Below are 23,786 nucleotides of genomic sequence, written 5' to 3' on the forward strand. Positions count from 1 at the left end.
ATAAATATTCTTAACGGGCATGAAAAAGTACCCGGATCATCATCGTGCAAGTAGGCTGCAATTACTACACCTTGGTTGAACATACGGGACGAAGAAACCGGAGGATGTCGATGACAAACTTCGGTTTTCTTGCGTCTTAAGGCGGAGGATATTGACAGTTTTTCAGCGCTCCTGTCAATATCCTGTTAAGGAAAGCGGTAGTTTTTTCTTTCTGTTATGCCGATTTTTTTAAAAAACCTCTTTTCTCTCGAAAGTCTCTTCCAACGCCAATCTGAGGCTGTCTATATCGCCCTCAACATATTCCAACGTGACCGCAATACTTGAATGCCCTAGCAGGGTCTGAACCACTTTCAGATTACGATCCGGTGATTTCATCATCTCAGTGGCGATAGTGTGTCGAAATCGGTGTGGGCTAATCGTACAACGGCATTCGACTGAAAGCCTGCGGAAGAAAGAACGTAACGGGGGACTGTCCATATTTTCAGTGACGGTCTCTTTTCTCCCGTCAATCCGGCTGATGTTGAATAACTGATCCACTTGATTAGCCCCCTTTTCTATCGCCGTGGCAACCAGCCGCTCCAGTCTAGGACGTAACACTCGGGCTATGGGTATCCGATGCTCTTTGTGATTTTTCGAGGCTTCTGGCCGTAGATTTATCCACCCGTCATTAAGATTAACGTCTCCCAAGCGTATATGCAGGAGCTGATTTTGTCTCATGCCGGTATAACGCAATGTATCAACCACCGTGAGCCAGAACCATGCGGGTCTTAATGCAGATCGTGATTTACCCATTATTCCAACATGCTCTTCCCTTTCTCTCGCTTCCATAATCAAATAAATTTTTTTAATTTCAGATTGAGTCAGTGTTTTTTTTCGTTTCACATCAGGTCTGACAATAACGCCATTAAACGGATTATTTTTGAATGAGACAAGATCATGTAAAAGCGCATGGTTAAAAATAGCTCTCATATGCGCCACTTTATTATTCCAGGTTATTGATGAAAGCCCTTGTTTGTTCAAGACATGTCGCCGCCAGTTCAAGACGGTTAGTCGGTCAACCTCACCAGGCAACAGATTGTCACCAATATAACGTCTAAAGGAATTAATCACCTTCCGATAGCTCCATTCTGTTGCAGGCCTTAATGATTTACTAAAAAAATAGTCTTGAAGAATCTCATCATAATTAGCCTGATTCATTTCTATCTCCATATAGATTTATTAAATACGTTATTAATGCTCTATTTATTAGGCGACAGCCAAATACTGTCAGTGGGCTGAGACCCATTGGTAAAAATAAGTGTGAGTGGGATCATATAGCCGAATAATTTGATAAACGAGCCTTCTCTTTTTTCATTTTTATATTTACGATAAATATAAATACCTTTGCCATTTTGCGAATAATGGCGGTGTAGCGTTTCAAAATCTTTCTGAATATTATCCTTTTCAATCTCGGCGTTTTTCTTTGTGCCTAAATAACGGTAAAAACATTCCGGGGTTTGAACAAAAATATGCTGCATCATAACATGTACTAAACTGTCCTGAGCATTGACTGTGAGTACGCCATTAGCCACAGAAGAAACCAGCCAGTTCCAGAAGGATTCTCCAGGCGTTTTGCCGCCAACCGGAGGCAAGCCCCCTTCATGTCCCGTCTCCTCATCGGTTACAACAGGCGAAGACGTGGTCATTGGCGTGGGTATCTCTTTAGCAGCGAGAGGCTGAAGGCCGCATTTTTGTCGGGCCTCATTTACAGCGGTGTGAAGTACATCACAATCGGGTTGATTTCCAGAGAGATAAACCAACAGTGTATTGATAGCCTTAGGCCAGTGAGATAACCAACGCAGGCCTTCTTCAGGAAGCAGACGGTATCCGACCAGAGCCCCCAAAGCAGGCGTATCGGGGCCACTGTCGCAAAACCTGAACCGCCAAGGGCCAATGGGGGCGGCTATGCCAGGATACCAGCGGGTGCCATCCTGATGGAAAGCGGCTATATCATCCATTCCCGCCAAATCATGCAACAGCGCAGCCCAGAATATCGCCGTATACCAGGCGGAACTTTGTGCAGCCTGATCTTCCGGCGCAGCCCCTGGTGGTAGCAGCCATCCCCGTGACAGCCTGACAGCACAGACAGCCACGTCTAACGCCTCATCAAGCATTCCGCCTTCCCGTGCATAAGGGCCACTTTGTGCGGCAGGTAGCTGCTGCAACCTGATGGCCAGTTCCCTGATCGGTATCAGCCAGAAAGCTTCCCAGACCGGACGAGAGAACGGACTGTTTTCCCAAAGTTGCTGAAGTGCTCGCTTGCGGTGATCAACGGAAAGAAGACTCTCCGCATTCAGAAAGGGAAACCAACCGTTGGGGTCAGCGCTATGTACCGTTGAAGCTGGTAGTGCCTTGCCCCTAATCTGATCAAACTTGCCTGAAACCCACTTTAGCATTGCGCCCCCGTTTCGATTATTTAGAAAGGGGATTACGCTACGCTTTAGTGGTTAGCAGACAACGAGAAACTCTTAGTCCATTTTGGAGACAAAACCCTTGACCTATTTTTCAGCCACAGATGAAGAGTTTCTTCAGGCGCTTAAAGTGCCGTTATGTATAAATGGCGTTTTTGTCCTAAGGAATCGCAAGTGTGAGAACAGATAAGGCTGTCGTGGTCTTCATCGTTGCTGGATGGGCAACCTTTTGTGCCCTTATCGCCACCGCCGTAACATCATTTCCTATCGCATTAGAGAATTTATTTATTCAACCCTCCCTATTCCTTTCTCCGTTACTGCTAAAGCCCTTGTCCTGTCTGATATGGCGATTCAGAAAGCCAATATTTGTACTAAAGAAAAAATCAGGTTGTATTTGGCTACACCTCAATCCTTGGGTCAGCACCGGCCAACTTAGTGTCAGGGAGATCACTGAGTTTTGGTTCTCACTCATCGTCACACTCAAATCTTCTTTGGCGCAGTCACCTCAGCCCATCATCATGTCTTCTCACCTTTTGAGTTCAAAGCGTATTGCCAGACTGCGGCGACAATTCCCTGCCGAATACTATCGGTTTCATTCCATCAATAGGAGCGTCGGACACACAGAGCACATCGGTTTACAGTTAGAGATTTTAATCAAAGAATGGCGGTGGTTTACCCCCTCCACGCAGGGTGGCATTGTGGTGATACGCAGACGACAACTCGATGTATTTGATGAGGAAACTCGCCCTGAATAGGGGAGCCCCCCCATTCAGGATGGTTTGTTAAGAACGGGATGCTATCCCATTGAGGTGATATTCCCTTAAGTGTGGCATTAATTTATACCGCGGCTTCTTCCTGTCCATTAACCGTGACTTCTTCAACTTTCAGTGGAGGTAAAAATGGCCCGGCACCGTACTCTCCGCTGTCTACATGGTCACCGCGATCATAACAATCGTAACCGCGGATACCGTTGACCGGTTCCTGATACCAATGGCGGATCTCGCAGTCAAATACCGCTGAAAGTTCCCCCATCAGTTCAGCAGACGGCGGATAAGACGGAGAATCAAAATCCAGTCGCAGGCTGTTTATTCTGTCACGCTGCCAGATAATATTCTGACCAGAAGGCCACGCCATCCCATATAAGTGACTATAGAGATCATGGGTTGTCGATACTCCAGTCAATAATGGGCTATTACCATTGAGTTCAATGGCCAAACGCGTCGGGATAATCATCAACATATCGCAATTACAGGCATGTTCCTGCATTACCCCCAGTTTCGTCCAACAATCAGCACCATTGATGTGAGATGACCAACTGGCCACACCAAACCAGTCAGGATACTGACGAGCTATCAGTTGCGTTATTATCTGGCGTGCCCCCTCGGGAATTGTCTCCCATTTAACGGATGCAATACCTGATTGCAGGTAGATTCGGTCAATCTGGCGAATGGTGTCGCCATCCAGCACCGCATCTTTCAATAACAAATCCAGCCAGTGCTGAAAGGCCAAATTACTCGCCACAGCGGAACCCGTACCATGAGAAACAAGGCGAGGGAAAGGTGGATACTCCATGCATTTCACCGGTTTCAATATTCCTGCACAACCCGCCAGAAATAACCTGATACTTTGCTGGATCGCATGGCGATAAAGAGGGACTTCTTCACCGGTTACCCACTGCTGCATGATGTCAACGAACACGGAACGCCCGGTGATTTCCAGTCGGTTTTTGCACCATTCGAACATGGCTTTACTCCTCTTTTGATCATAAAAAAGAGGGAGCCGCCCCACAGGGACAAGGCCCCCGATGGGTTTGGTTACTGACTCAAATCGAAACTGCCGTTATGGCATTGTCTTAGCCGTCGTTACCAATTTGTTGGGTTAACAAAAACTCAGACGCCTGACGTGCTTGTCGGCAGGCGCGGAATAGCGCCTTTTTGTCTTTTCTGAGCCTTTTCAGCCAACCACTGATATAACTCTCGTGTTGCACCTCGCCATAAATACCCAGCTCCGCGCAGAGAAAAGCACTACCCAGTTCTGCAATAAGCTCCTCAAACGCATAAATGGGATCGCCAAAAGTGCGAGTTGACGAGGTTATTCCCTCGCGGTTCAGGCGCTTCTGATGGCCACTCGCGTGGATCAGTTCGTGCAACAGCGTGGACCAATAATCTGCTTCGGTAAAAAACTGCCCAACGAGCGGCATGATAATTTCGTCCGTTAATGGTCGATAAAATGCCCGATTCTGTCTTCTCGGTGTGGTTTTCACACCACTGTGATTGAGTATTTCCACTACCCGATTCATCAACGGCGCACTTAGGATCTCAATTTCATCCTGAACCATCAGTTGAACAGGCTGAGTCGCCATAAGCTCCGGCAGACCTTCACACTGATCCGTGTTAAACAACTGCAAGGACTTCATCATCGAGCAGCGTTTCATGAGCGGTTTTCCTGCGCCATCAAACAGCTTATTACCCTGCTCATCTTCAGCTTGTTTTTCAAACGGTTTGAAAATAACAGCAAGGCTACAGCTCTCGCCTTTTCGCACCTGACCACCCGCTTTCTGAGCTTGGCGATAGGTCAGCCAGCGATCAGAGCCAAAACCTCGCTCTTCACCCGCCATCCATAACAACGGGATATTCACCCCTTGATACGGACGCCCTGTCAATGCATTGGTTGGCAGCGAACTGCCCTCTGGCTTTCTTACTGAACGCCAGGGCTTGCGCCAGGGAATAGTGCCTTTTTCCAGTGCCACAATAATTTTATCTGTGACCTGTTGATATAAATCAGCGCGTTTGTGAGCCTTACGGCAAGAAGTCGATTTTTTCATGGGATGAACCTCAAAAAAGGCGCACCCCAGCCAGTGGCGGAGTGCGCCACAGGTGGATAAAAGGGGATCGAGATCCCAAATGGATATGTCATTAAATGACGATGATTATCACGGAGTCGAAAGTGGATGTAACTATGCGGTAAAGTGAGCCTTAACCCGAAGGTCTCTGTTTGCAAAGGTTAACAGATTTAGGTGTACCGCCCGAAAGCGCCATCTCACAGGTCATGATGGCATTGGCATGTGATTACCCGAAAGCGTTCCTCTCAAATCACGGGAACATTGGCCGTTGTCAAAGACAACATTTAACCAACAAATCGTACACAATCCCTCTAAGTCAGGCAAGGGTGTTTGTCGTGTGAGTCTTGGACAACAATGTGCCAGCCAGCCAATTCCAAGACGATATTTGCTTGTTTTCTCTGCATTCTTAGTGTGTTAATGTTAACCATATATAATGGATGGTTAATGCCGAGGGAATGATGAATACGCAGGATATTTTCAGGACAAGATGGTCTTTACCGCCAGTTTATCCCCACGTTCAGTTAAACACGGCACAATACCAACAGGCCGGTATCACCTCTCCCTTATCAAGCCTTGTCGGCTTATTGAACCTCACGTTAACCAGAGATAAAAGAATGCGTATCCATTATGGATATCATGGAGGGCAGAAATGACTCAGCCAGCTTCCTCGCGTTGTGTGTTCACCGAAGGCAGTATCTGTTTGCCAGTTGGCTACCGTGAACAAACCGTCAATATTCTGGTGGCACCACACGCCCCCTCCCTTAATATTTCCCGTGATATCCTCCCGCCTGGTGAAGGTTTCGCTGACTATCTGTCTCGTCAGCGTACGACGCTAAAGAAAGGCTTGCGCAAATATGAAGCACTGGACGAACAGCCCGCGGCCCTCGGTGATGGACTCATTCAGGGCATCAGTCTGTTATCCCGTTATCAGCCGCAAAAAAGTCAGTCTATTTATCAGCGGCAGGCGGTTTTTCCTGTGTCCTCCGGTGTACTGATATTTACGTTAGCCAGTACTTCTCCCCTGACCGAACAAGATGAAACCTTCTTTGCTGACTGTGTAAGCAGCTATCAATACCCATAATCTATTGCACAAGGAAAGGAGTGCATTTCTATGCTGGAAGCCGCTGCGCGTGTTGGCGATGCCATTGGTCACTCTCAGGCATTAGCCGGTCTTATCGGTGGAACGATTTTAGGCGGGTTAATTAATGTCGCGGGGGGCATTCTTGGCGGAATGCTATTTGCCGCAGGGTGTGCCTCGGCGTGTCTGGGGGTGGGTATCCTGCTGATTGGCGCATCGATTGCCGTGGGTATGGCAGCGAATGCTCTGGGGGAAAAGGCACGGGATGCCTGTGTTGATGCAGGAAAAAACTCGCTCAGCCCCAGCGGGGCCATAGTCACCGGCTCCGCTAATGTTCGCACCAACAGTAAAGCCGCCGCCGTAGCGACCCTCAGTGCCGTCACCTGCGATAAAGATAAAGCACAGCAGGTGGCACAAGGCTCCTCCTCAGTATTTATCAATGGCTTGCCAGCCGCCCGTCGTAACGATAAAACCACCTGTGATGCCAGTATCATGGTCGGTTCCACGAATGTATTCATTGGGGGAGGAACGGAAACTACGCTCCCCATTACATCTGAAATTCCTGATTGGGCCTATACCGTTTCAGACCTGACGATGTTTGCTGCCGGGTTGATCAGTTTTGGCGGCGCAGTCAGTCGGGGGCCAGGGGCGGTACAGAAACTGTTTGCCAAACTGCCTGGTGCCGACAAAATTGCCAAAATAGCCTGTCGGTTGGCACCACTGGCGATTATTTTACCGGTGGTCGGTATTCTGACTAACCCGGTGGATGTGACCAGTGGACAGAAGTTCCTTAACGACGAGGATGAGCGGGATTTTACGCTTGATGGTGAATTGCCCCTACTCTGGCAGCGCCGATATCTGAGCAGCTATGTCTATGAGGGGGTATTGGGACGTGGCTGGAATTTGTTTTGGGAAAGTGCGTTGAGTCGTGTAGACGACGGTATATTGTGGCGCAATACCTATGGAGATTATATTCCCTTCCCAGACATACCGGCAGGTCACCAAACCTTCTGTCCCGAACAGCAGTGCTGGTTGATACATCTGGAGGACGGGCGCTGGTGTATCCGCGATGCGGGTGAATGGGTTTACCATTACGGAAAATTTGATGCACAAGGTCTCGCCCCGCTGGCGAATATTACCGATAACGTCGGTAACCGCCAGTCGTTTCATTACAATGACCAACAGCAGATGGTATCCATTACGGGCACTGGCGGGCTGTCACTGCGCTGTGACTACCACCCAGAACGGCATCGTCTGACGGCGGTCTGGCAACAGACGCCTGACGGGGACATTATTCGCGCCCGCTATCAGTATAATGAGTCAGGGCAACTGGCAGCAGTACAACACCGGGATGATACGGTAGTACGCCGTTTTGGCTGGGGTGAAGATCACGGTTTATTGCTCTGGCATGAAAATGTGGCTGGATTACGTTGTGACTACCAGTGGCAGGAGATTGACGACATCTGGTGTGTGGCAGAACAGCATACCTGCGAGGGTGACGGCTACCGACTGGCCTACGATGAAGAGCGGCACCAACGCACTGCGACCTATCAGGACGGCAGTCAGGCGGTATGGATATTGGATGAACAGCACCGGGTCAGCCGTTACACCGACCGCACCGGCCATGAATGTCAGCTCCAGTGGGACACGACCGGGCAACCGACAGGTTACCGTTCACCGCAGGGACATCAACGCCAATGTCAGTGGGATGAACTGGGCCGTCTGGTCAGTGTGACGGATGCCAATGGCGCAGAAACACGTTGGCAGTATGAGCGCAATACTGACCGGCAGACCTTTGTGTTCTGGCCGGACGGCACGCAAGAGCGCCAGCAGTGGGATGCCCAGGGGCGACTCCTGCAGGAAACTGACCGTCTGGGGCAATCCACGTACTATACCTACCCGCATCCACGTACCTTACTGCCGGACAGCATCACTGACGCGCTGGGAGGGCAAAGTCAGTTGCTCTGGAGTCAGCAAGGTCAACTCACCGGCTACACCGACTGTTCCGGTCAGCCCACGCAGTGGCGCTATGATGCGCTGGGGCAGTTGCTCTTGCGCCGCGATGCCTTACAACAGGAAATTCGCTACCACTGGGATCCCGTGGGCAGGTTAACCAAAGTGACCCTGCCAGACGGTTCAACGGAACAGTTTGACTGGTCTCCGGCGGGTCAGTTAGTGCGACACCAGCAAGGCCATAACCAGCCCCGCCATTGGCATTACAGTGTGCGCGGACAAATCCTGAGTACCACAGACCGCCTGAGCCGGGTTATCCGCTATCGCTATGATGCCGAGGGACGCTTGGTCCATCTGGACAATGACAACGGCGGCCAGTATCACTTTAACCGGGATGTGGAAGGTCGTTTGCTGGAAGAACAGCGTCCGGATGATACTCGTTATTCCTACACCTATAATGCCGATGGGCAGGCAACGGATATCACACAACGTGGCCTGTCAGAGAACCACGCCTCACGGCCAGAGAAACCTACCCGACTGACGTATGACGCCGTTGGCCGACTGATAGCGCGCCATACTCTCACGGAACAGACGTGCTATCAGTGGGACAAGATGGGCAATCTACTCAGTGCCATCCGCACCCCGACCGAACAGGGTGAAAATCTGGGTATTCTGCCCAATACCGTGACCTTTGAACGGGATGCGTTGGGCCGCATTACTCAGGAGCATAATGGGGTGGAGGCGCTGGCTTACCACTATGATGCGCTGGGCAACCTGACCCGACTGGAATTACCGAATGATGACCATTTCCAGTGGCTGCATTATGGCTCTGGGCATGTGAGTGCCATCCGCTTTAATGACCAGTTGGTCAGCGAATTCGAGCGTGATGCATTACACCGCGAGACCCGCCGCACACAAGGTATCCTGACGCAACAACGTCAGTATGATGTACTGGGTCGCCGCCGCTGGCAAAGTAGTATCAGCAGTCGTCTCACCGAGGCGCTCACCACGCCAGAGCAGGGAATACTGTGGCGGGCCTATCATTACGATGAACTGCATGAACTGGCTGCGGTAGAGGACAGCAACCGGGGCATGTTGAGCTACGGCTATGATGAAGAGGGACGACTACGCAGTACCGTCTCGCCACACAGCGGTCAGACGACGGTGCATTATGACCGGGCCGATAACGCGTTGATGTTACCGTTACAGACGCCGGAGAGTTCGCCATATGCACGGAGCAGTCAACCTTATTGTGATAATCGGCTGACACGTTGGGAACAGTGGCAGTATCACTATGATGCCTTTGGTAACCTGTCGGAGCGACTGGAAGGCTACCGTACTCAACGCTACCGCTATGATGGGGATAACCGGTTGGTCGGGGCCAAAGGCGATGGGCAGAAAGGTCTCTTTGAGGCGCAATATCATTATGATGCGCTGGGTCGGCGGCTCAGCAAAGTGGTCAGGACGCCACAGGGTAACCAAGAGACTCACTTTTTATGGCAGGGTCTGCGTCTGCTGCAAAGCCGCACGGACGAGAGCCAGCAAACCTACTGCTATGACCCGAATGAGGCATACACACCACTCGCCTGCATTGAGCGGCGCTACGGTGAAGACACCTTGTACTGGTATCACACTGATCTGAATGGCTCGCCACAGGAAGTGACCAACGCGCAGGGTGAAATGGTATGGTCGGGGCAATATGGGGTGTTTGGGCAAGTTACACGCCAGACCGATGCGATGTGGCGTAACGTCAGTAAACCGCTGGGCCAATTCAGGCAGCCATTGCGTTATGCCGGGCAATATCTGGATGACGAAACGGGGTTGCACTACAATACCTATCGGTACTATGCGCCTGAAGTTGGACGGTTCACGTCACCAGACCCGATAGGGCTGGCGGGGGGGCTGAACCTCTATCAGTATGCTCCGAATCCGTTGGGGTGGATTGATCCATTAGGATTAGCGGGTAATCCTGCAACGGCCACACATATTACCTATCAAGGAATTGATGCTGCTACAGGTAAGCCTTATGTTGGGTATGCCAGCATGCAAGGAAAGCAAACGGCACAAGATATATTGAATTATCGCTACGGTGGAAACTTTGATCGTTTTGGCGAACAGGCCCCTAGAGTTTTATATGATGGTTATGGTCAGCCAGGCAAAGATATAGCTCGAGGCTTGGAACAACGAACATTCGAACAATTGGGGGGTATGGATGGCACAGCTAACAAGCAAAACCCTGTTGGGCAAGGGAACAGTAGAAGAGCAGAATATCTTAGTGCTGCTGATGATCATCTAAACAGCAGGAATGGTGGCGGCAAATCAGGAGGCGGCTGTTAAAGGCGTTTTATCTATGGCTAAACGAATTACCTGGAAAGATGGGGACCTGGTTAATATCAAGCTGCGTGATGGTTTATATACCATAGGCCAAATGCTAACCAGCCCGGCAATGCGATTTTATGATATATTTAACACTGATGGCGTATGGGAGAATGTAGACCTGAATAAAGTGAACCCTCTATTTCGAGTTTTTGTTGGTAAAGTGATTAATAAATATCTTGTTCAAGGCAAAGTTGAATCACCAGAAGTAATAGCAAGTACGAAGCCTTATGAACCCTATTGGATTGCTCCTTATTCAATAATAGATGGTGTGCATTATAAAGGAACTAGAAATAACTTTCCTTTTCTTGGGGGGAAAATAATAGATCTTGGCCCTGATGGAAATGTTAGCGTTACTCAAGCACCGGTAATAAAAGAAGACTTAACGCTCCCTCAAGACCGTAATTTTATTGAAAAATATGAGTTAGATAATATGTGGGGGCATGAAGATCTCAGCGACCGTTTGTGCCGCTATTTTGATACCGGTATTAATCGAGATGACCTTAAATTCGAAGTATTTCCCGGTCTATGGGATGATCGCGAGAAACTGCGTCCGTTGACTCGTCGATTGCCTGTTCCATTACGATAAAAAAAGTCGGAAAGGTTATATATAATCTTTCCGACTTTTGTTGTTATAGACCCGTAATCATTGAAGATTGAATGTCTCCACGGAGAACGCTTTATCAACCGGGAAATGATGTGAAAGCCCAGAAAAATGTGAAAACAAGAACCTCGATTAGGCCTGTGTCCATTGGTGTGGGTAAGATCAGACAGTCCGTTCACGCAGTCGGAGGGATTGCACTTTGATGACATATTGGGTATCGGATCTCCTTTGAATTTCAGTTTGGTCTCTAAGAACCCCGAGGTAGTTCAATTTTCATAAGTAATGGACATTGTATGATTTTCACCTCAGAACTTATGACACTGGTATACTTAAATATCACCATTTACCTTGATATACACGCGAGCCACATAGTGACCACGCCCATCACCATGTCCTAAATCCATTGAAACTAAAGCTTCGGCTTCTTTCTGGCTAAAACCATTATTTATATGATGTACTAAAGCATCTCCAGAATAAGTATAACGTAAACTGTGAGGAGCATATTTACCCACCAATCCCGCGCCCCTGACAATATTACGGTAGCGTTCAATCGCAAGATGAATACTAGCCTTATCAACCAACTTTCCGTTATTATCGCTAGCGATGTTGATGGCATTATTAACAACTCGCATCAACTCATCTCTGTTTATGATTGTCGTATCTCTTGGCCTTCCCCCTTTAGTCCCAAAAATAACACGTATTTTTCCTTGCTGATTAAGAATAGATTTTTGCCATGTTTTTAATGATTTAACCGACTGAATAGCTTCTTCTGTGCGTAGCCCGAGGTGACGAGATAATTCCATCACCGCGGCTGCTCCTCTATCAATTTCACGGACTTTATCCAGGGTACTTTCATATATATCTGTTGGAATAGCGACCTTAGTACCCTCTCGGCTAGCTCCTGAAATTCCTAATGCATTGTTACTCAGTTTTTCGTGTTCCGGATCCGCCATAAAGGTTTTTCCAGCTAAACGCAGAACGGCACGTATGGCAGCCATTTCATTTTGTAAGGTTCGCTTGGAAATATTCTCAGCCAGACGACTGTTAATATACATCGCAATATGATTGGTCTTTAAATGGTTGGCGTCACGGATCTGGATATTCATTTTCAACACTCTTTCGGCTAAACGATCCGCTATTTTCATGCGGTCTGAGACTGTTTTAAAACTCCCTCCCGCCTGACGAGCGAGTGTCATCAAACTTTTATTCAGTTTCGCCATAATATCTCCTGATCCGCATAAGGCGAGTTATGTATTCCGTCCCGTGTGAACGGAACACATAACTCGCCGGATTCCCCATGACATATAACTTAAATATTTCACCCCGACGGCACGGTTAATTTTGTGCTTCCTGCATCTCGACAGACATCTGTGCATCGGGGCGGCGAAATGTTGAGTTCTTACGAGGTTCCCCAGGTCTCAGACCTGTTTGCGGCTTACGCCGGGCTGATTTACATCAGTCTACCTCCACACGCCAGTGCTATTGGCGTCGCCATCGATGTCGTGTCGATTTACCTCCTTGAATTGAAAAGTTGTCGTCATGCAGAGTGTTCCTGCGAATTTGACCATGGGTTGAATGATGAGTAGATGAGCGTTTAAAACACTCTGTTAAGCGTTTTAAAACTGTCGTTACGTGTTGGCCAGAGGGTAAAAGTATCGTTGAAGTGGCAGTACGCCTGTACTGCCGGTCGTGCGCTGCGCGCGTCACTTGGTACTCGTTTCACTCGTTCGCAAGTGACGCCGCGCACCTTTGCTCTCAATGCTTACGTGAAAAATGCCAAATATTTCAATTGGCAAACCCACCGTTCGCAGAGTCCGAAAGCTGAAGCTGACGTCAAAAAGTATTGAAATCCAATGAAGCAGCAGTGAAAACTGTAAAGCGTATTTGCATCAAAAAATCAGCAAATTGAAATAGAAGAGACCTTATCGCGACTTGATTGCGATCCCCATTCTCAAAGGTTAACGGGGGTACCGCCCGAAGGCATCACCTCTCAGGTTAAGGTGACATTGGCATGCGATTACCCGAAGGCGTCCCTTTCAAATCGCCAGGACATTGGCATGTTGCTCAAAACAACGTTTATAGCGAGGATGATTCTAGACCGTTAAAACACCTGATAGCAATATATACCGATCCTAATTTTGGATCGCTACAGGTTTTAACAGATATCTCAATGGAGTCAGTGGGCTGACCCTATGCCAGTAGACACCCCTACCCTATATTATTATTCCAAAAGCGGAAAACCGCCGATCTAATGATTAAATCAGTTCCATACTTGATTTATGATAAATATCAAACTGAATATTTATACTTGGAAATAGAATATATCTCATTTAAGATCATAATAAGGAAGAACGAAATGAGTGCAGATAGTTATGATATCCAATTAGCACTGAATCTAGTTGGCACGGCAAATTCTCGGCGTGAAGCATTATATCTTTACGAAAAAAACAAGAGTATTTTAAAAGACTGGAGGATTATTTATGCAGATGAGAGTAAATCAGGCCCCTTCAAATTAACTAAACGCCAGTTTTCTGAAAAAGGAATTATTTCGACAGTTTTTTATGGTAACTCTTTGTGGGTTATTGATAATGACGTTTTATCATCATCGGAAACGATGGCGTTTAAAGTTGGGTTCGGATTATTCGTTGACTCAAATGCGGCAAGTTATATTCGTTCACTAGCTTACCGTGAGGCTCCAAAAGAAGAATTGTTAAATTTTTGTCGCATTATCTCTGATTCTTTTTCTTTTGACGATTTATCAACTATCAATCCTTACCTTTATTTATGGGAAGCTCAGAGTGATAGGCGCCTGGAAACTATCAATGGGATCCGTGAAACGTTGGCTGCACTGTTTGCTTTGCCTCATATTAAGCAACCACTTAATGCTCAGTGGGGGGAAACATATAGAACCATTTACCGCAAAAAAGCAGAGGAAGAAGCAGACTGTTTTCTATTTGATTTTTATCAACAGTTAGATGCTGGGTTAGGCCAAGCTATCGAAGATCAGATCGACATGATGGAAATCATGCTAATAAAAACCAAGCTTCTCGAGCTCACTTCCTCTAAAGAGAAACCAGCAAAAATGGAGGAGCTAGTTCTGTTTATGCATGAAAAACTATCAACTCTGATGTTTCGTGAATTACTTATTTGTGCAGATATTATTTTTCATGAAAGGCAGTCACAAATGTCCAACAAGTTGCATGGACTACTAAAAAACAAAAATCCTCTTGGACTGTTGCGTAACTGCGCTACAGATCTTTACATGGTCAGGGCACTTGATCAGCTAACCAATGCATCATTGGATGATACGCAGCCGATATTTTACATTGCCAACCTGATCACCTTTGATAGGGACATTGCAGATGTTCTTAAGCTATCCGAACTACGCGCTATGGCACTGCACCGTTCTTCTTCTTTAACATTTCCAATTTATAAAGACTCTATTCCTAGATGGCTTAAAACAAAAATTGGCGGGAAAGGTGTGGCACGTTTGTCTAATCTATTCACCAAAGAACAGTTTGAGGAACGAGCCAGGCAACGTAACCGCTATCAAATTAAATCGATTCTCGCAGAAAACCGCCTAAAAATAACTGAGCTGATTAAAAGCCAGCAATAACTGTAAGATTGAACGCCCTTCTTCCCCGTGTTAGATTGAAAAATCTGCACCTAATGGAGTAATAGCCATGAGCTCACAAGGTTTTGATCCAAAGGACTTGGAAGAAATTTGCGCCAGAAAGCCGCGAGGTTTTCGCATGCAGCAAGCCGATTTCAAGGAGTTAGGTCGTAACGTTCTACTCGGTTCTATTGACGTTGCTGTAGAAAGTGTCAAGGCTGCAAGCGTTGTGATATCTATGGCTGAAAACACAACCAAAACTAATGAGTCTGCCAGCCACTTGCAATACTCATGGGAAGATCGCCCCTATGAATCGGAAAACCGCGATATTTAATAGATTTTCCTCAGCTGAAACATAAATAGCCGGTTTTTTATTCCCAGCTATTTTTATTTTACCCCTTACTCACTGTCGTTTTAGCTGCACTGGTTGCCATTTTCCCTCCCGACTCTCCCGCAGCCTGAGGCATTTTGCCTCCATCACTTATCGCCCTGGCCATGTCACCTATTCTCACACCAATCCAACTCAGCATTCCCAGCCAAAACATAGGAAAAACCACATACATCATCCCCAATACCAGGTTCATGATCCAACCATCCGCTGTCGAGCTGAAGAACCCGGCGAACGGCACGCTGCTGTTAATAATCCCTTGCTCCGCCATATTGTCATAAAGAATAGTGATCAACCTGTCATCAAGCCAGCCCGCCAGTTCCCACCAGAACGTAATGAACATCAGGGCAAATAATGCAAAGGAAATAGTCACCACCGTTTTCGGCTCGTAGGCACTGAACATCATTAATATCGGGATGGCGATAATGATCATCATCTCAAGTAATGCCTGAATCATTGGCAGCGCCTGTTTCAGCGCATCAAATCCAGGCAAAGCCTCTGCTTGCTTCAACCCTAACCCAACGGAAGAGACCAGGCGAGTGACGTTCCCCATCAGTCCAGATGTGGCATCATTACCGCTTATTGCATAAGTCTCACCACGACCAGATAGGTCAACGTTACGCGGGCTTACCAGCCAACGCAGGGCCATTTCTTCCCACTGATCTTTACTGTACCTGAGCTGTAGCGCTATTTTAGTGGCGGCGGTAAGGTTGGCCAGAACACGCGTTTTTAGGCCGTTAGTGCCATCAGACCACCACTGTTTACACGTCGGATAGCCGCCCCGGCCGACATCAGGATAGCCATTGTCTCTGTTGTTATTATAGGGCCACAGACTGCGCGGTTCAGTCGAAGTGTAATGGTCATAGTAGCCCCCAACCGTGAGAAAATATCGACTCCCCATCCAGCCCACACTATTGATAGTGGCATCACTCAATTGGCTATTGCTGTTCTTCAACTTAAAGTAAGCGCGCGAGTAACACTGATCTGCAAAATCCTGTACTTCCTGTAGCACGATGGGGTCACGGATCTTGGTGTTTTGCACGTCAAAACGCAGTTGCCGCAGTTGATTACCACAAGGGATAGAAGCTGTCATAGCCTGAGTGGTGCCTTTCGATACCATGTGTAGTAGATACCACCACACCGGTACTTCTGCTGTTTTGCCGTCAAAATCATTGACCAGTGCCTTATAACCAGAATTTTGTGGCGCAGGGACGTTTACACCACATTGTTTGGTGCGGGAGCTGTCAAACTGGACGGTGCTGATATCCACCGGCAGCAAGGGGATGCAGCAAAACAACATGACACAAAATGATACGTAGATGGCATGTTCCACGCGCGGCAGCGCCAGCACCCCTTTATTGCCTTCATCCGCGCCCTCTTCACGCACTTTTAGCCAAATACCGAGCACTTTAAACACCAGTGGCAAGGCGAACAGTCCTGTGCCCAGCAAAATATTCCACAGCGCGTTGTTTAGCATCCACCCGAACAGCACCAGGAAATATTCAAGGAAACTGTTTGCCGTCATTAGGGTTCTCTCGTTTTCTGGCTCATCTGGCTAAAGCCCTGATCTTGATCCCCGCTCTGCTGCTGTAGACGGTTGTCCTGATTACGTCGCCCCTGACGCTCAAGCGTGGTAAGCAGGCTGTTATTACTGATGGCCTTACGCAGTTCCATTTCATTACGCAGTGCGGCAAGCTCGCGATCCAGTGCCTCAATACGCCGGTCTCCTTCGGCCAGGGCTTCAGGCTGATCGGCGGCATTAGGCTCCGCCTGGCCGGTAGTGAGCATCCGTCGCATGGTCAGCGCATTTTCCACGGTGTCAGCCATGGCCAACTCACCCGCCAGCCGCTGTATCAACGCCGAATTGTCTGGATCATCTTTCAGCGATTGGATCACTCCTCGGGTAACAACAAGGCCTCCCGTTTTTAGCTTCGCCAGACTTTCTGTTGTGGGTTTCTCCCGCCCGCCAACCAACTTGATCAATTGCTCCAGATTCTCTTTGGTAGTTTCTTCAATCATGGGAGAAAATCCGCTGCCCGCAACGGTACTGCCAGACCTGTTCTCGCCACCACCGCTGCTGCACGCACTGGCTTCGCGGCAGGTGCGTATAGAACGATCACCGAGCACTTTTACCACTGCGGTCGCGGCTTCTTCTGAGTTTTTATAGCGCAGACAAACTGCCCCATTGCAGTTTACGGCGACTATCGAGTGGTTACTGGTAACCGGCAAATTATTCATCATGTTGTAACCCGCTTTAGCGAGATCATACGTGGGCTTAATGGCTGGCTGGCCTTTGCCACCGCGCTTCCGCCCGCCAATCCAGGTGGTGCCCTCTTCGCCGGTAGCCTTGTGTAATTGATGGTCGCTGCTAACCGCATCACCGTCACTTGAGGCAACAATGCTCTTGTATTCTTCAGCCACCGCAGCCTGCGTCCACTTGTTCCCCAGGGTGTAATCGGCCATTTTTTTCGCCAAATTCTGACAGTTGAGTTTTGATTTATCGAAGCTCAGACCAGCTTGTAGCATCCCATTGGTCAGCATTTCATACAGGCCCGGATTAGCGCGTTGGATAACCATCGCTGGCATGCTGGCCACCGCTCCAGTCGCCCCTTGAATCACATCACTCATCAAATCCTTAAAACCGCTGGTTACCCCATTGAGCTGATTACCTACCGTGGTTTTCAGGTCAAAATTGCCGCACATCAGGTCACTATTCCAGCTTCCAGTCATGCCCAAGCGGGTCATGTTGTTTCGTGAAGAAGATGGCGAAATGACGGTGCCGCCCCCGATGGAGTAGAACAAGCCATCGCTGATGGCACCACTTGCTGACAAGCCATTATTGGATACAGAAGCCGCACCAGCAGCAACGCTGCCAATTAACACGAAAGCCGTAGCCATCAGCTGCAGGAAGAAATAATTATGCTGTGTCATGGGGAGTTATCTCATCAAAATCAGTGATGTAAGAGGAAGGTTTGCCCACGCCGCTTACAGCAACTGTAAGGTTGCCAGAGTGCCCAGGCATAGTTACCGCTCTGAGCAATGGGGCCGTTAGCCTCTGGAAAAATAGCGCAGGCCGTTGAGAGCTGTGGCTCCAGACGCTGCCATTTATGATTCTGGCTACCGGTATTCTCACGAACCGGGTCAGGCGGCCAATAGCCCGGCGAAGGTTGACCAACCAGGGGGTGATAAACATGCAGTTGACCATGACGAGTAATAATATCGGCAACCCGTTGGGCGACTACCGCAGCGGATTTATAGCTATCCTGCTGAATAACAAAACCGCTACGAGGGTAAATATTCCCCCACATATTGGCGTTTGACTGGCGACCCAGTTCACGTTGCCCGGGGATGAGTGCTTCTGGATAGAGAGATTCAGGCAAACCACTGCGCCATACCAAAGCATCGAGGGCACTGACAAAATAAGGGGCAAAAGGAGTGGCGGCTGAACGGCAGGAATAGCCTGCAATATGACCCCCCATCAGCGAGGTCGCCGGATGTCCATAGGCATCTGCATAATGGTAGCGCAGGTTCTGTTGACGTAAGCCAGGTGCCTTCATTTGCTGTTGACCACCGCCAGTCAGCATACCCGTAATACCGCTTTCAGCCCCACTAGCGGCTCTGCTGACAGCAGCCATCTCCACCCAGGGATTATCGCCGGGGCCGCTGTAGGCAGAGACAACGGCTTCGGGAATAAAATGCTCAACTTTGACGGAGGTTTTCACTGAACAACCCAAAGGCGTACACAGCAACCAGTAGCAGATTCCTTTCACTTTCCAACTGACGCACGAAGCGCTGGCCGCACTGATAATCAAGCTTGCGGTGTTGACGTTCGCCATACACTGGCTGCTACCGATAAGGAGAATAAGCGATAATAATCGCCGATGGCGCAGAGACGTGAGAGTCATTGATTAGTCTCCCGCCAGAGGGTGAACTGCTGCGTAGCCACGTCGATATCGGTGGTTCCGTACACCACCCACTGGTCATCGAATACCACTGCCGGATATTTCTCCAGGCCCAAAGACCAGGCTTTCATTACCCCCTGCCAGGCCGCAGTTAACTGTTGTTGCCGTAATTTAAATGTAGGTGACGCCAGAAGCTTACGAACCTGCTTTTCTGCCTGAACGGGGTCAGTGGGCAAAGAACCAAAGATTCCCCTTTGCACACGGTCTGGAGCATCAAGATAAACAATCGGGATATCGGGAGAGATAGCAGATACGGGATAAGAGCCGTCGGTATAGATAACCCTATTGGCAAAAGCGCCACTAGACAGGCATAGCGCAGCCAAGTAGCTGATAGGTTTGATCATTGTCAATACTCCTTAAGCAGATTATCGGCTTAAGGTGCAGTTAGAGGATTTTTATGTCAGTGAAAAACTCTTTTTTGGAACCTGAAAATTAAGATATCTGAATGGTAAGCGCCAATAAATCCACGTCTATCCATCCGATTTTTACTTCACCATACTAACGGCATATTCGCTAAACGGAGAAATCACATAAATATGCAACAGCGGGCTGACTATTGGCGTGAGCGCATCACCACCTAGCTCGATTCAGGTTTATCTGCATCGGAATTTTGTCAGCAGCACGAACTTATTTATCACTAATTTATCTATTGGCGACAAAAATATCGCACTGAGCAGACGTCAGAGTCGGTAGGGTTTGCCGCCGTAGCCCCGAGTTAAGCAACTCAGCACCAGCGCCGATTTACCTCTACCGCGCACCTGTCGATTTTCGTAAACAGGTTAATGGGGTGGCGGCACTGGTTGAGCAAGAACTTGGGCACAATCCGTTTACCGGCGCACTTTATGCTTTCAACAACCGTCAACACACCAAAATCAAGTGTCTGGTGTAGGAAGATAATGGTTTTGTGCTCTATTATAAATCGCTGGCAGAAGAGCGTTTTTGCAGGTCCTCCCTTGATTATGACCTGCTCTCACTGACCGGTGAGCAGATAAACTGGCTGCTTGATGGTTATGATATCAGCCTGTTTAAAGGCCATAAAAAACTGCGCAATCTGATAAATGGATGTGGGTAACGCGCGGCGGCCCACCGGATAAACTCTCGGTACCCCAGTCGCGCAGGCACCGTTCCGCTACGCCTGTTGGAAGGCTTCAGCGGAATATTACAAACCGATGGCTATGCGGAGTATGACTACGTGTGTCGCGAAAATAACCTTACGCACATTGGCTGCTGGGATCATGCATGCCGCAAATTTGTTGAGGCCAGCAATGCAGCGCCAGCAAATAAATCAGGCAGTAGTAAAGTGAGCAAAGCTGATATCTCCCTGGGAAAAATTAACAAACTCTACGCCATCGAGCGCAGTCTGGCGTAAGAAAATGAGGCTGAAAAATACCGTGTTCGCCAAATAAAAAACCTGCCTTTGCTGAATAAACTGAAAGCCTGGCTTGAGCAGCATTAACAAGGTACTCAAAGGTTCACTGATGCGCAAAGCGATGGCGTACTCGCTAAATCAGTGGTTACATCTGGTCGGTTATTGTGAAGATGGTCGTCTGAACATCAGCAATGTGCTGGATGAAAATGCCATCCGTCCCTTTGCCATCGGGCGAAAAGCATGGTTATTTGCCGACAGCTCACAAGGTGCAAACGCAAGCGCCACCTGCTATTCGCTAATTGTGACCGCAAAGGCCAACAATCTCGAACCTTACGCTTAAATTCATCACCTGCTAAACCATATTGCTGACGCAGATACGCAAGAGAAACAGATGGCGCTATTGCCTTGGCAATATAGGTTTACCGACTTTTTTTGAAAAAAATACCACGGTCTTAATTGGGGTAGTACGTTGATTTAAGGGCGCTCACGAAAATGGTGTCTAGGGAAAAAAACAATAAACATTAACTAATTCATTAAAATTTTTAATCAATATCATGTTTTTTAATATTTGTTCTTTCTTTGTAATAGTTCTTGTCCTAGCTTGTTTTGGATGACTATCCCATCCATCCTCAAACTAGGATTTCACATGTTAGAGAGAATTAGTTACATAAGGGCTGTTGGATTGCTTCATGACGTTAATGCTGCAAAATTTAAGTTGAAGAAAGCAAATTTTATATATGCAGATAACGGTCGAGGAAAATCTACATTAGCATCAATATTTAGATCTTATTCGCAAAGTAACCCCGCACTAATCGTCAACAGAAAAACGCTCGGTAGTACTGATGAACAAAAAGTAGAGTTACATTTCTCTAATGGTAATAAAACCGTATTTGATAAAACAGCATGGGATAGTAAGCATACTGAAATGCTTGTTTTTGATTTGGATTTTGTAGAGCAAAATGTATATTCTGGCGGGCAAGTAACCCCAGGGCAACGTCAGAATCTACTAAATTTCGCGATTGGTAACTCTGCAGTAACAGCACAGAGTGAGCTTGATACAGCAATTAATTATCTATCTATATCTTCAAAAAAAATAAAAGCACTGACAGATAAGTTAAGTGGTATTCATAGTGGTCAAACTTTAACTAGTTTTATAAAATTAAAGAAAATTGGCAATATTGATGAGGTGATAAAATTAACCAATATTCGCATAACTGCAGCAGAAAAAAACTTGGTTATTCAAAATAAATTATTGCCTCAACACATAGAGTTACCATCTTTAAACATAGATAATCTTTTCCTAATATTAAATACTTCATTGGAAGGGATTGATCTTAAGGCAGAAGAAAGGGTAAAGCAGCATATAGCAGAACATGGTGGTGGAAGCATCGAGAACTGGTTAAGCCAAGGTGCTGCTTTTATAAAGAATGACAATTGTCCTTATTGTGAACAATCATTAGATGGGTTAACCCTCGTAACTGCTTATCGTACTTATTTTAATAAAGGGTATAAAGACCTAGTTAAAAGTGTTTCACTTTTAACTACAGGTATAGAAACAAGGCTTGGAGAACACATAATTGAAAAGATAAAGGCTGCGCACCAAGTAGCTCAATCAGTATATCAATCATGGTTAGAATATATAGCAATTCAAGAAACTTCATTAGATTTAACAAAAATAACCATTTCACTAAATCAGTTAAAACTTCTACTTTTATCTTTGGCAAGTAATAAAATAAACAATCCATTAGATAAAGTTGGTTCTGATAAGGAACTATTACAATGCAGAGCATTGTGGACTGATGTTATTGATGCAATAATAGATTGTAATAGCGTTATTTCAGAAAAAAATGCAGCGATAAATCTATATAAACGAAACTTAGCATCTGAAAACTTACAACTGTTGAAAGGGGATTTATTAACTCAGCAAATGGTTAAGAAGAGGTATGAACAGCCTGCTTTAGATTTAATTACCGAATATTCTGCCGAGAAAGTGATCGAGAAAGCTGCAACTGGTGTAAAGGATGTAAAGAAAGCAGCGCTGAATGTAATAATGATAGTAACATTAAATAAATATGAAAGTGCCATTAACAATCTATTGGTAAAATTCGGAGCTAATTTTACCATAAAAGAAGTGAAGTTTAATTATTTGGGGGGAGGGGCACCACGAAGTGAGTATGCAATAGAAATGAGAGGTCAGAATATCTCTTTGTCAGGAGGTAATCCCGATTTCCGTTCTTCATTAAGTGAAGGGGATAAACGTACGTTAGCATTTGCATTCTTTATTGCTGTCCTTCAAAATGATGACCAGCTTTCCAAAAAAATAGTAGTCGTTGATGATCCAATGTGTAGTTTAGATTTGAATAGAAAGTCAAATACTGTAACTATCTTGAAAGAAATTTGCGTATCATGTAAGCAGCTTATTATTCTGGCTCATGATGTGTATTTTATTAAAAAACTACGTGATGAGTTTTCAGGAAAAAACCCCATAGATACATTGTTGTTAAAACTTCAACATGCTAACGGTAGTTTTAGTGAAATTGATAACATTGATATTGATGTCGCATGTGAATCAAAATATTTTAAACACCATAGAATAGTAAATGAGTTCATTATTGGTAATGCTCACAACTCTGCCGAAGTAGCCAAAGCGATACGTCCAATGTTAGAGGGGTATTTACATAGCAGATTCCCTAATCATATAGCGAAGGATTTAATGTTTGGTAAAATAATAGGGGCAATACAAAGTGCACATGCAGGTAGTCCGTTAAATTATGCAATCTCACTAATTCCTGAGTTAAATGGTATTAATACTTATGTTGGTAAATTCCATCATGACACAAACCCTGGTGCCGATGCAGAGACTATCGTTGATACTGAATTACGTAGTTTCGCAAACAGAGCTATGACTTTGATGTACAAAGGGGGCTAAGTTATTTTTTTGTGTTGGCTGACAATAATCGAATAGGAGGCGAGATCACTCCCGTCGTCCTCTCACACCACTGTACGTGCGGTTCCCAAAATCGGATGGATAGACGTGGATTTATTGGCGCTTATACTTTTCGCTCTTGAGGGACAACCATAATCAAATCTCCCACACATCAGGAGATTTGATTATGAGTATATCTGAGGCAGACGTTGTCAAGGTCAAAAA

Annotated in this window: 17 protein-coding genes and 2 pseudogenes; 10 read left to right on the forward strand and 9 right to left on the reverse strand. The window is 46.8% G+C overall.

Going from position 1 to position 23,786, the window contains the following annotated elements:
- Window positions 1-228: 228 nt before the first annotated feature.
- Window positions 229-1,197 (reverse strand): tyrosine-type recombinase/integrase, encoded by a 969-nt coding sequence (locus AC971_RS17835; protein ID WP_012105761.1) that lies wholly within the window; start codon window positions 1,195-1,197, stop codon window positions 229-231.
- Between the two features lie 41 nt (window positions 1,198-1,238).
- A complete protein-coding gene (locus AC971_RS17840; RefSeq protein ID WP_025381154.1) occupies window positions 1,239-2,435 on the reverse strand; it encodes a TraI domain-containing protein in 1,197 nt (398 codons plus the stop codon).
- Between the two features lie 191 nt (window positions 2,436-2,626).
- On the opposite strand from AC971_RS17840, the gene AC971_RS17845 reads away from it, so the two are divergent.
- Entirely contained in the window at window positions 2,627-3,205 is a 579-nt protein-coding gene (locus AC971_RS17845; RefSeq protein WP_231573027.1) for a hypothetical protein, read from the forward strand.
- 82 nt (window positions 3,206-3,287) lie between these two features.
- On the opposite strand, the gene AC971_RS17850 is transcribed toward AC971_RS17845, so the two are convergent.
- Together AC971_RS17850 and AC971_RS17855 are read right to left on the reverse strand one after the other, a co-directional pair.
- On the reverse strand, window positions 3,288-4,193 hold the full coding sequence (locus AC971_RS17850) for a DUF1281 domain-containing protein (protein WP_025381155.1): 906 nt from the start codon (window positions 4,191-4,193) through the stop codon (window positions 3,288-3,290).
- 109 nt (window positions 4,194-4,302) lie between these two features.
- The gene (locus AC971_RS17855) at window positions 4,303-5,274 is read right to left on the reverse strand and encodes an ArdC family protein (protein ID WP_012105765.1); all 972 of its coding nucleotides are present in this window, start codon (window positions 5,272-5,274) and stop codon (window positions 4,303-4,305) included.
- A 667-nt stretch (window positions 5,275-5,941) separates the two neighbouring features.
- Here AC971_RS17855 and AC971_RS17860 point away from each other — a divergent pair.
- Genes AC971_RS17860 through AC971_RS17870 form a run of 3 tightly spaced genes read left to right on the forward strand, consistent with a single transcriptional unit; the run spans window position 5,942 to window position 11,288 of the window.
- Window positions 5,942-6,373 (forward strand): DUF1795 domain-containing protein, encoded by a 432-nt coding sequence (locus AC971_RS17860; protein ID WP_012105766.1) that lies wholly within the window; start codon window positions 5,942-5,944, stop codon window positions 6,371-6,373.
- Between the two features lie 30 nt (window positions 6,374-6,403).
- Window positions 6,404-10,660 carry an RHS repeat-associated core domain-containing protein gene (locus tag AC971_RS17865; protein WP_025381156.1) on the forward strand — a complete coding sequence of 1,419 codons (4,257 nt, stop codon included), beginning with the start codon at window positions 6,404-6,406 and terminating at the stop codon, window positions 10,658-10,660.
- Entirely contained in the window at window positions 10,632-11,288 is a 657-nt protein-coding gene (locus AC971_RS17870; protein WP_231573028.1) for an immunity 26/phosphotriesterase HocA family protein, read from the forward strand. Before AC971_RS17865 ends, AC971_RS17870 begins: the two co-directional genes overlap by 29 nt.
- Window positions 11,289-11,632: 344 nt before the next feature.
- Here the strand turns inward: AC971_RS17870 and AC971_RS17875 are convergent, their stop codons facing one another.
- Window positions 11,633-12,523 carry an integrase domain-containing protein gene (locus tag AC971_RS17875; RefSeq protein ID WP_025381158.1) on the reverse strand — a complete coding sequence of 297 codons (891 nt, stop codon included), beginning with the start codon at window positions 12,521-12,523 and terminating at the stop codon, window positions 11,633-11,635.
- Window positions 12,524-12,691: 168 nt separating this feature from the next.
- On the opposite strand from AC971_RS17875, the gene AC971_RS17880 reads away from it, so the two are divergent.
- From AC971_RS17880 to AC971_RS17890, 3 genes are all read left to right on the forward strand, one after another.
- The gene (locus AC971_RS17880; RefSeq protein WP_025381159.1) at window positions 12,692-12,889 is read left to right on the forward strand and encodes a hypothetical protein; all 198 of its coding nucleotides are present in this window, start codon (window positions 12,692-12,694) and stop codon (window positions 12,887-12,889) included.
- 770 nt (window positions 12,890-13,659) lie between these two features.
- Window positions 13,660-14,919 (forward strand): hypothetical protein, encoded by a 1,260-nt coding sequence (locus AC971_RS24795; RefSeq protein WP_025381160.1) that lies wholly within the window; start codon window positions 13,660-13,662, stop codon window positions 14,917-14,919.
- A 67-nt stretch (window positions 14,920-14,986) separates the two neighbouring features.
- On the forward strand, window positions 14,987-15,250 hold the full coding sequence (locus tag AC971_RS17890) for a hypothetical protein (protein WP_025381161.1): 264 nt from the start codon (window positions 14,987-14,989) through the stop codon (window positions 15,248-15,250).
- Window positions 15,251-15,308: 58 nt separating this feature from the next.
- On the opposite strand, the gene AC971_RS17895 is transcribed toward AC971_RS17890, so the two are convergent.
- From AC971_RS17895 to AC971_RS17910, 4 genes are read right to left on the reverse strand one after another with little or no spacing between them, the layout of a single operon-like run.
- A complete protein-coding gene (locus AC971_RS17895; protein ID WP_025381162.1) occupies window positions 15,309-16,829 on the reverse strand; it encodes a conjugal transfer protein TraG N-terminal domain-containing protein in 1,521 nt (506 codons plus the stop codon).
- Window positions 16,829-18,202, reverse strand: a complete 1,374-nt coding sequence (locus AC971_RS17900; RefSeq protein WP_048677773.1) for an integrating conjugative element protein — start codon at window positions 18,200-18,202, stop codon at window positions 16,829-16,831. Before AC971_RS17900 ends, AC971_RS17895 begins: the two co-directional genes overlap by 1 nt.
- Window positions 18,203-18,255: 53 nt before the next feature.
- On the reverse strand, window positions 18,256-19,209 hold the full coding sequence (locus AC971_RS17905; protein ID WP_025381163.1) for a TIGR03756 family integrating conjugative element protein: 954 nt from the start codon (window positions 19,207-19,209) through the stop codon (window positions 18,256-18,258).
- A complete protein-coding gene (locus AC971_RS17910; RefSeq protein ID WP_025381164.1) occupies window positions 19,206-19,610 on the reverse strand; it encodes a TIGR03757 family integrating conjugative element protein in 405 nt (134 codons plus the stop codon). Before AC971_RS17910 ends, AC971_RS17905 begins: the two co-directional genes overlap by 4 nt.
- Before the next feature lie 395 nt (window positions 19,611-20,005).
- Between AC971_RS17910 and tnpB the strand changes: the two are divergent.
- From tnpB to AC971_RS17925, 3 genes and pseudogenes are all read left to right on the forward strand, one after another.
- A pseudogene (gene tnpB, locus AC971_RS25280) lies at window positions 20,006-20,338 on the forward strand (IS66 family insertion sequence element accessory protein TnpB).
- A pseudogene (gene tnpC / locus AC971_RS25285) lies at window positions 20,305-21,071 on the forward strand (IS66 family transposase); the annotation flags it as partial. The pseudogenes tnpB and tnpC, both read left to right, overlap by 34 nt.
- Window positions 21,072-21,281: 210 nt before the next feature.
- Window positions 21,282-23,564 carry an AAA family ATPase gene (locus AC971_RS17925; protein ID WP_025381167.1) on the forward strand — a complete coding sequence of 761 codons (2,283 nt, stop codon included), beginning with the start codon at window positions 21,282-21,284 and terminating at the stop codon, window positions 23,562-23,564.
- The last annotated feature ends 222 nt before the right edge of the window (window positions 23,565-23,786 follow it).

Origin of the sequence: Yersinia similis, assembly GCF_001053095.1 — a bacterium.
Classification (GTDB): domain Bacteria; phylum Pseudomonadota; class Gammaproteobacteria; order Enterobacterales; family Enterobacteriaceae; genus Yersinia; species Yersinia similis.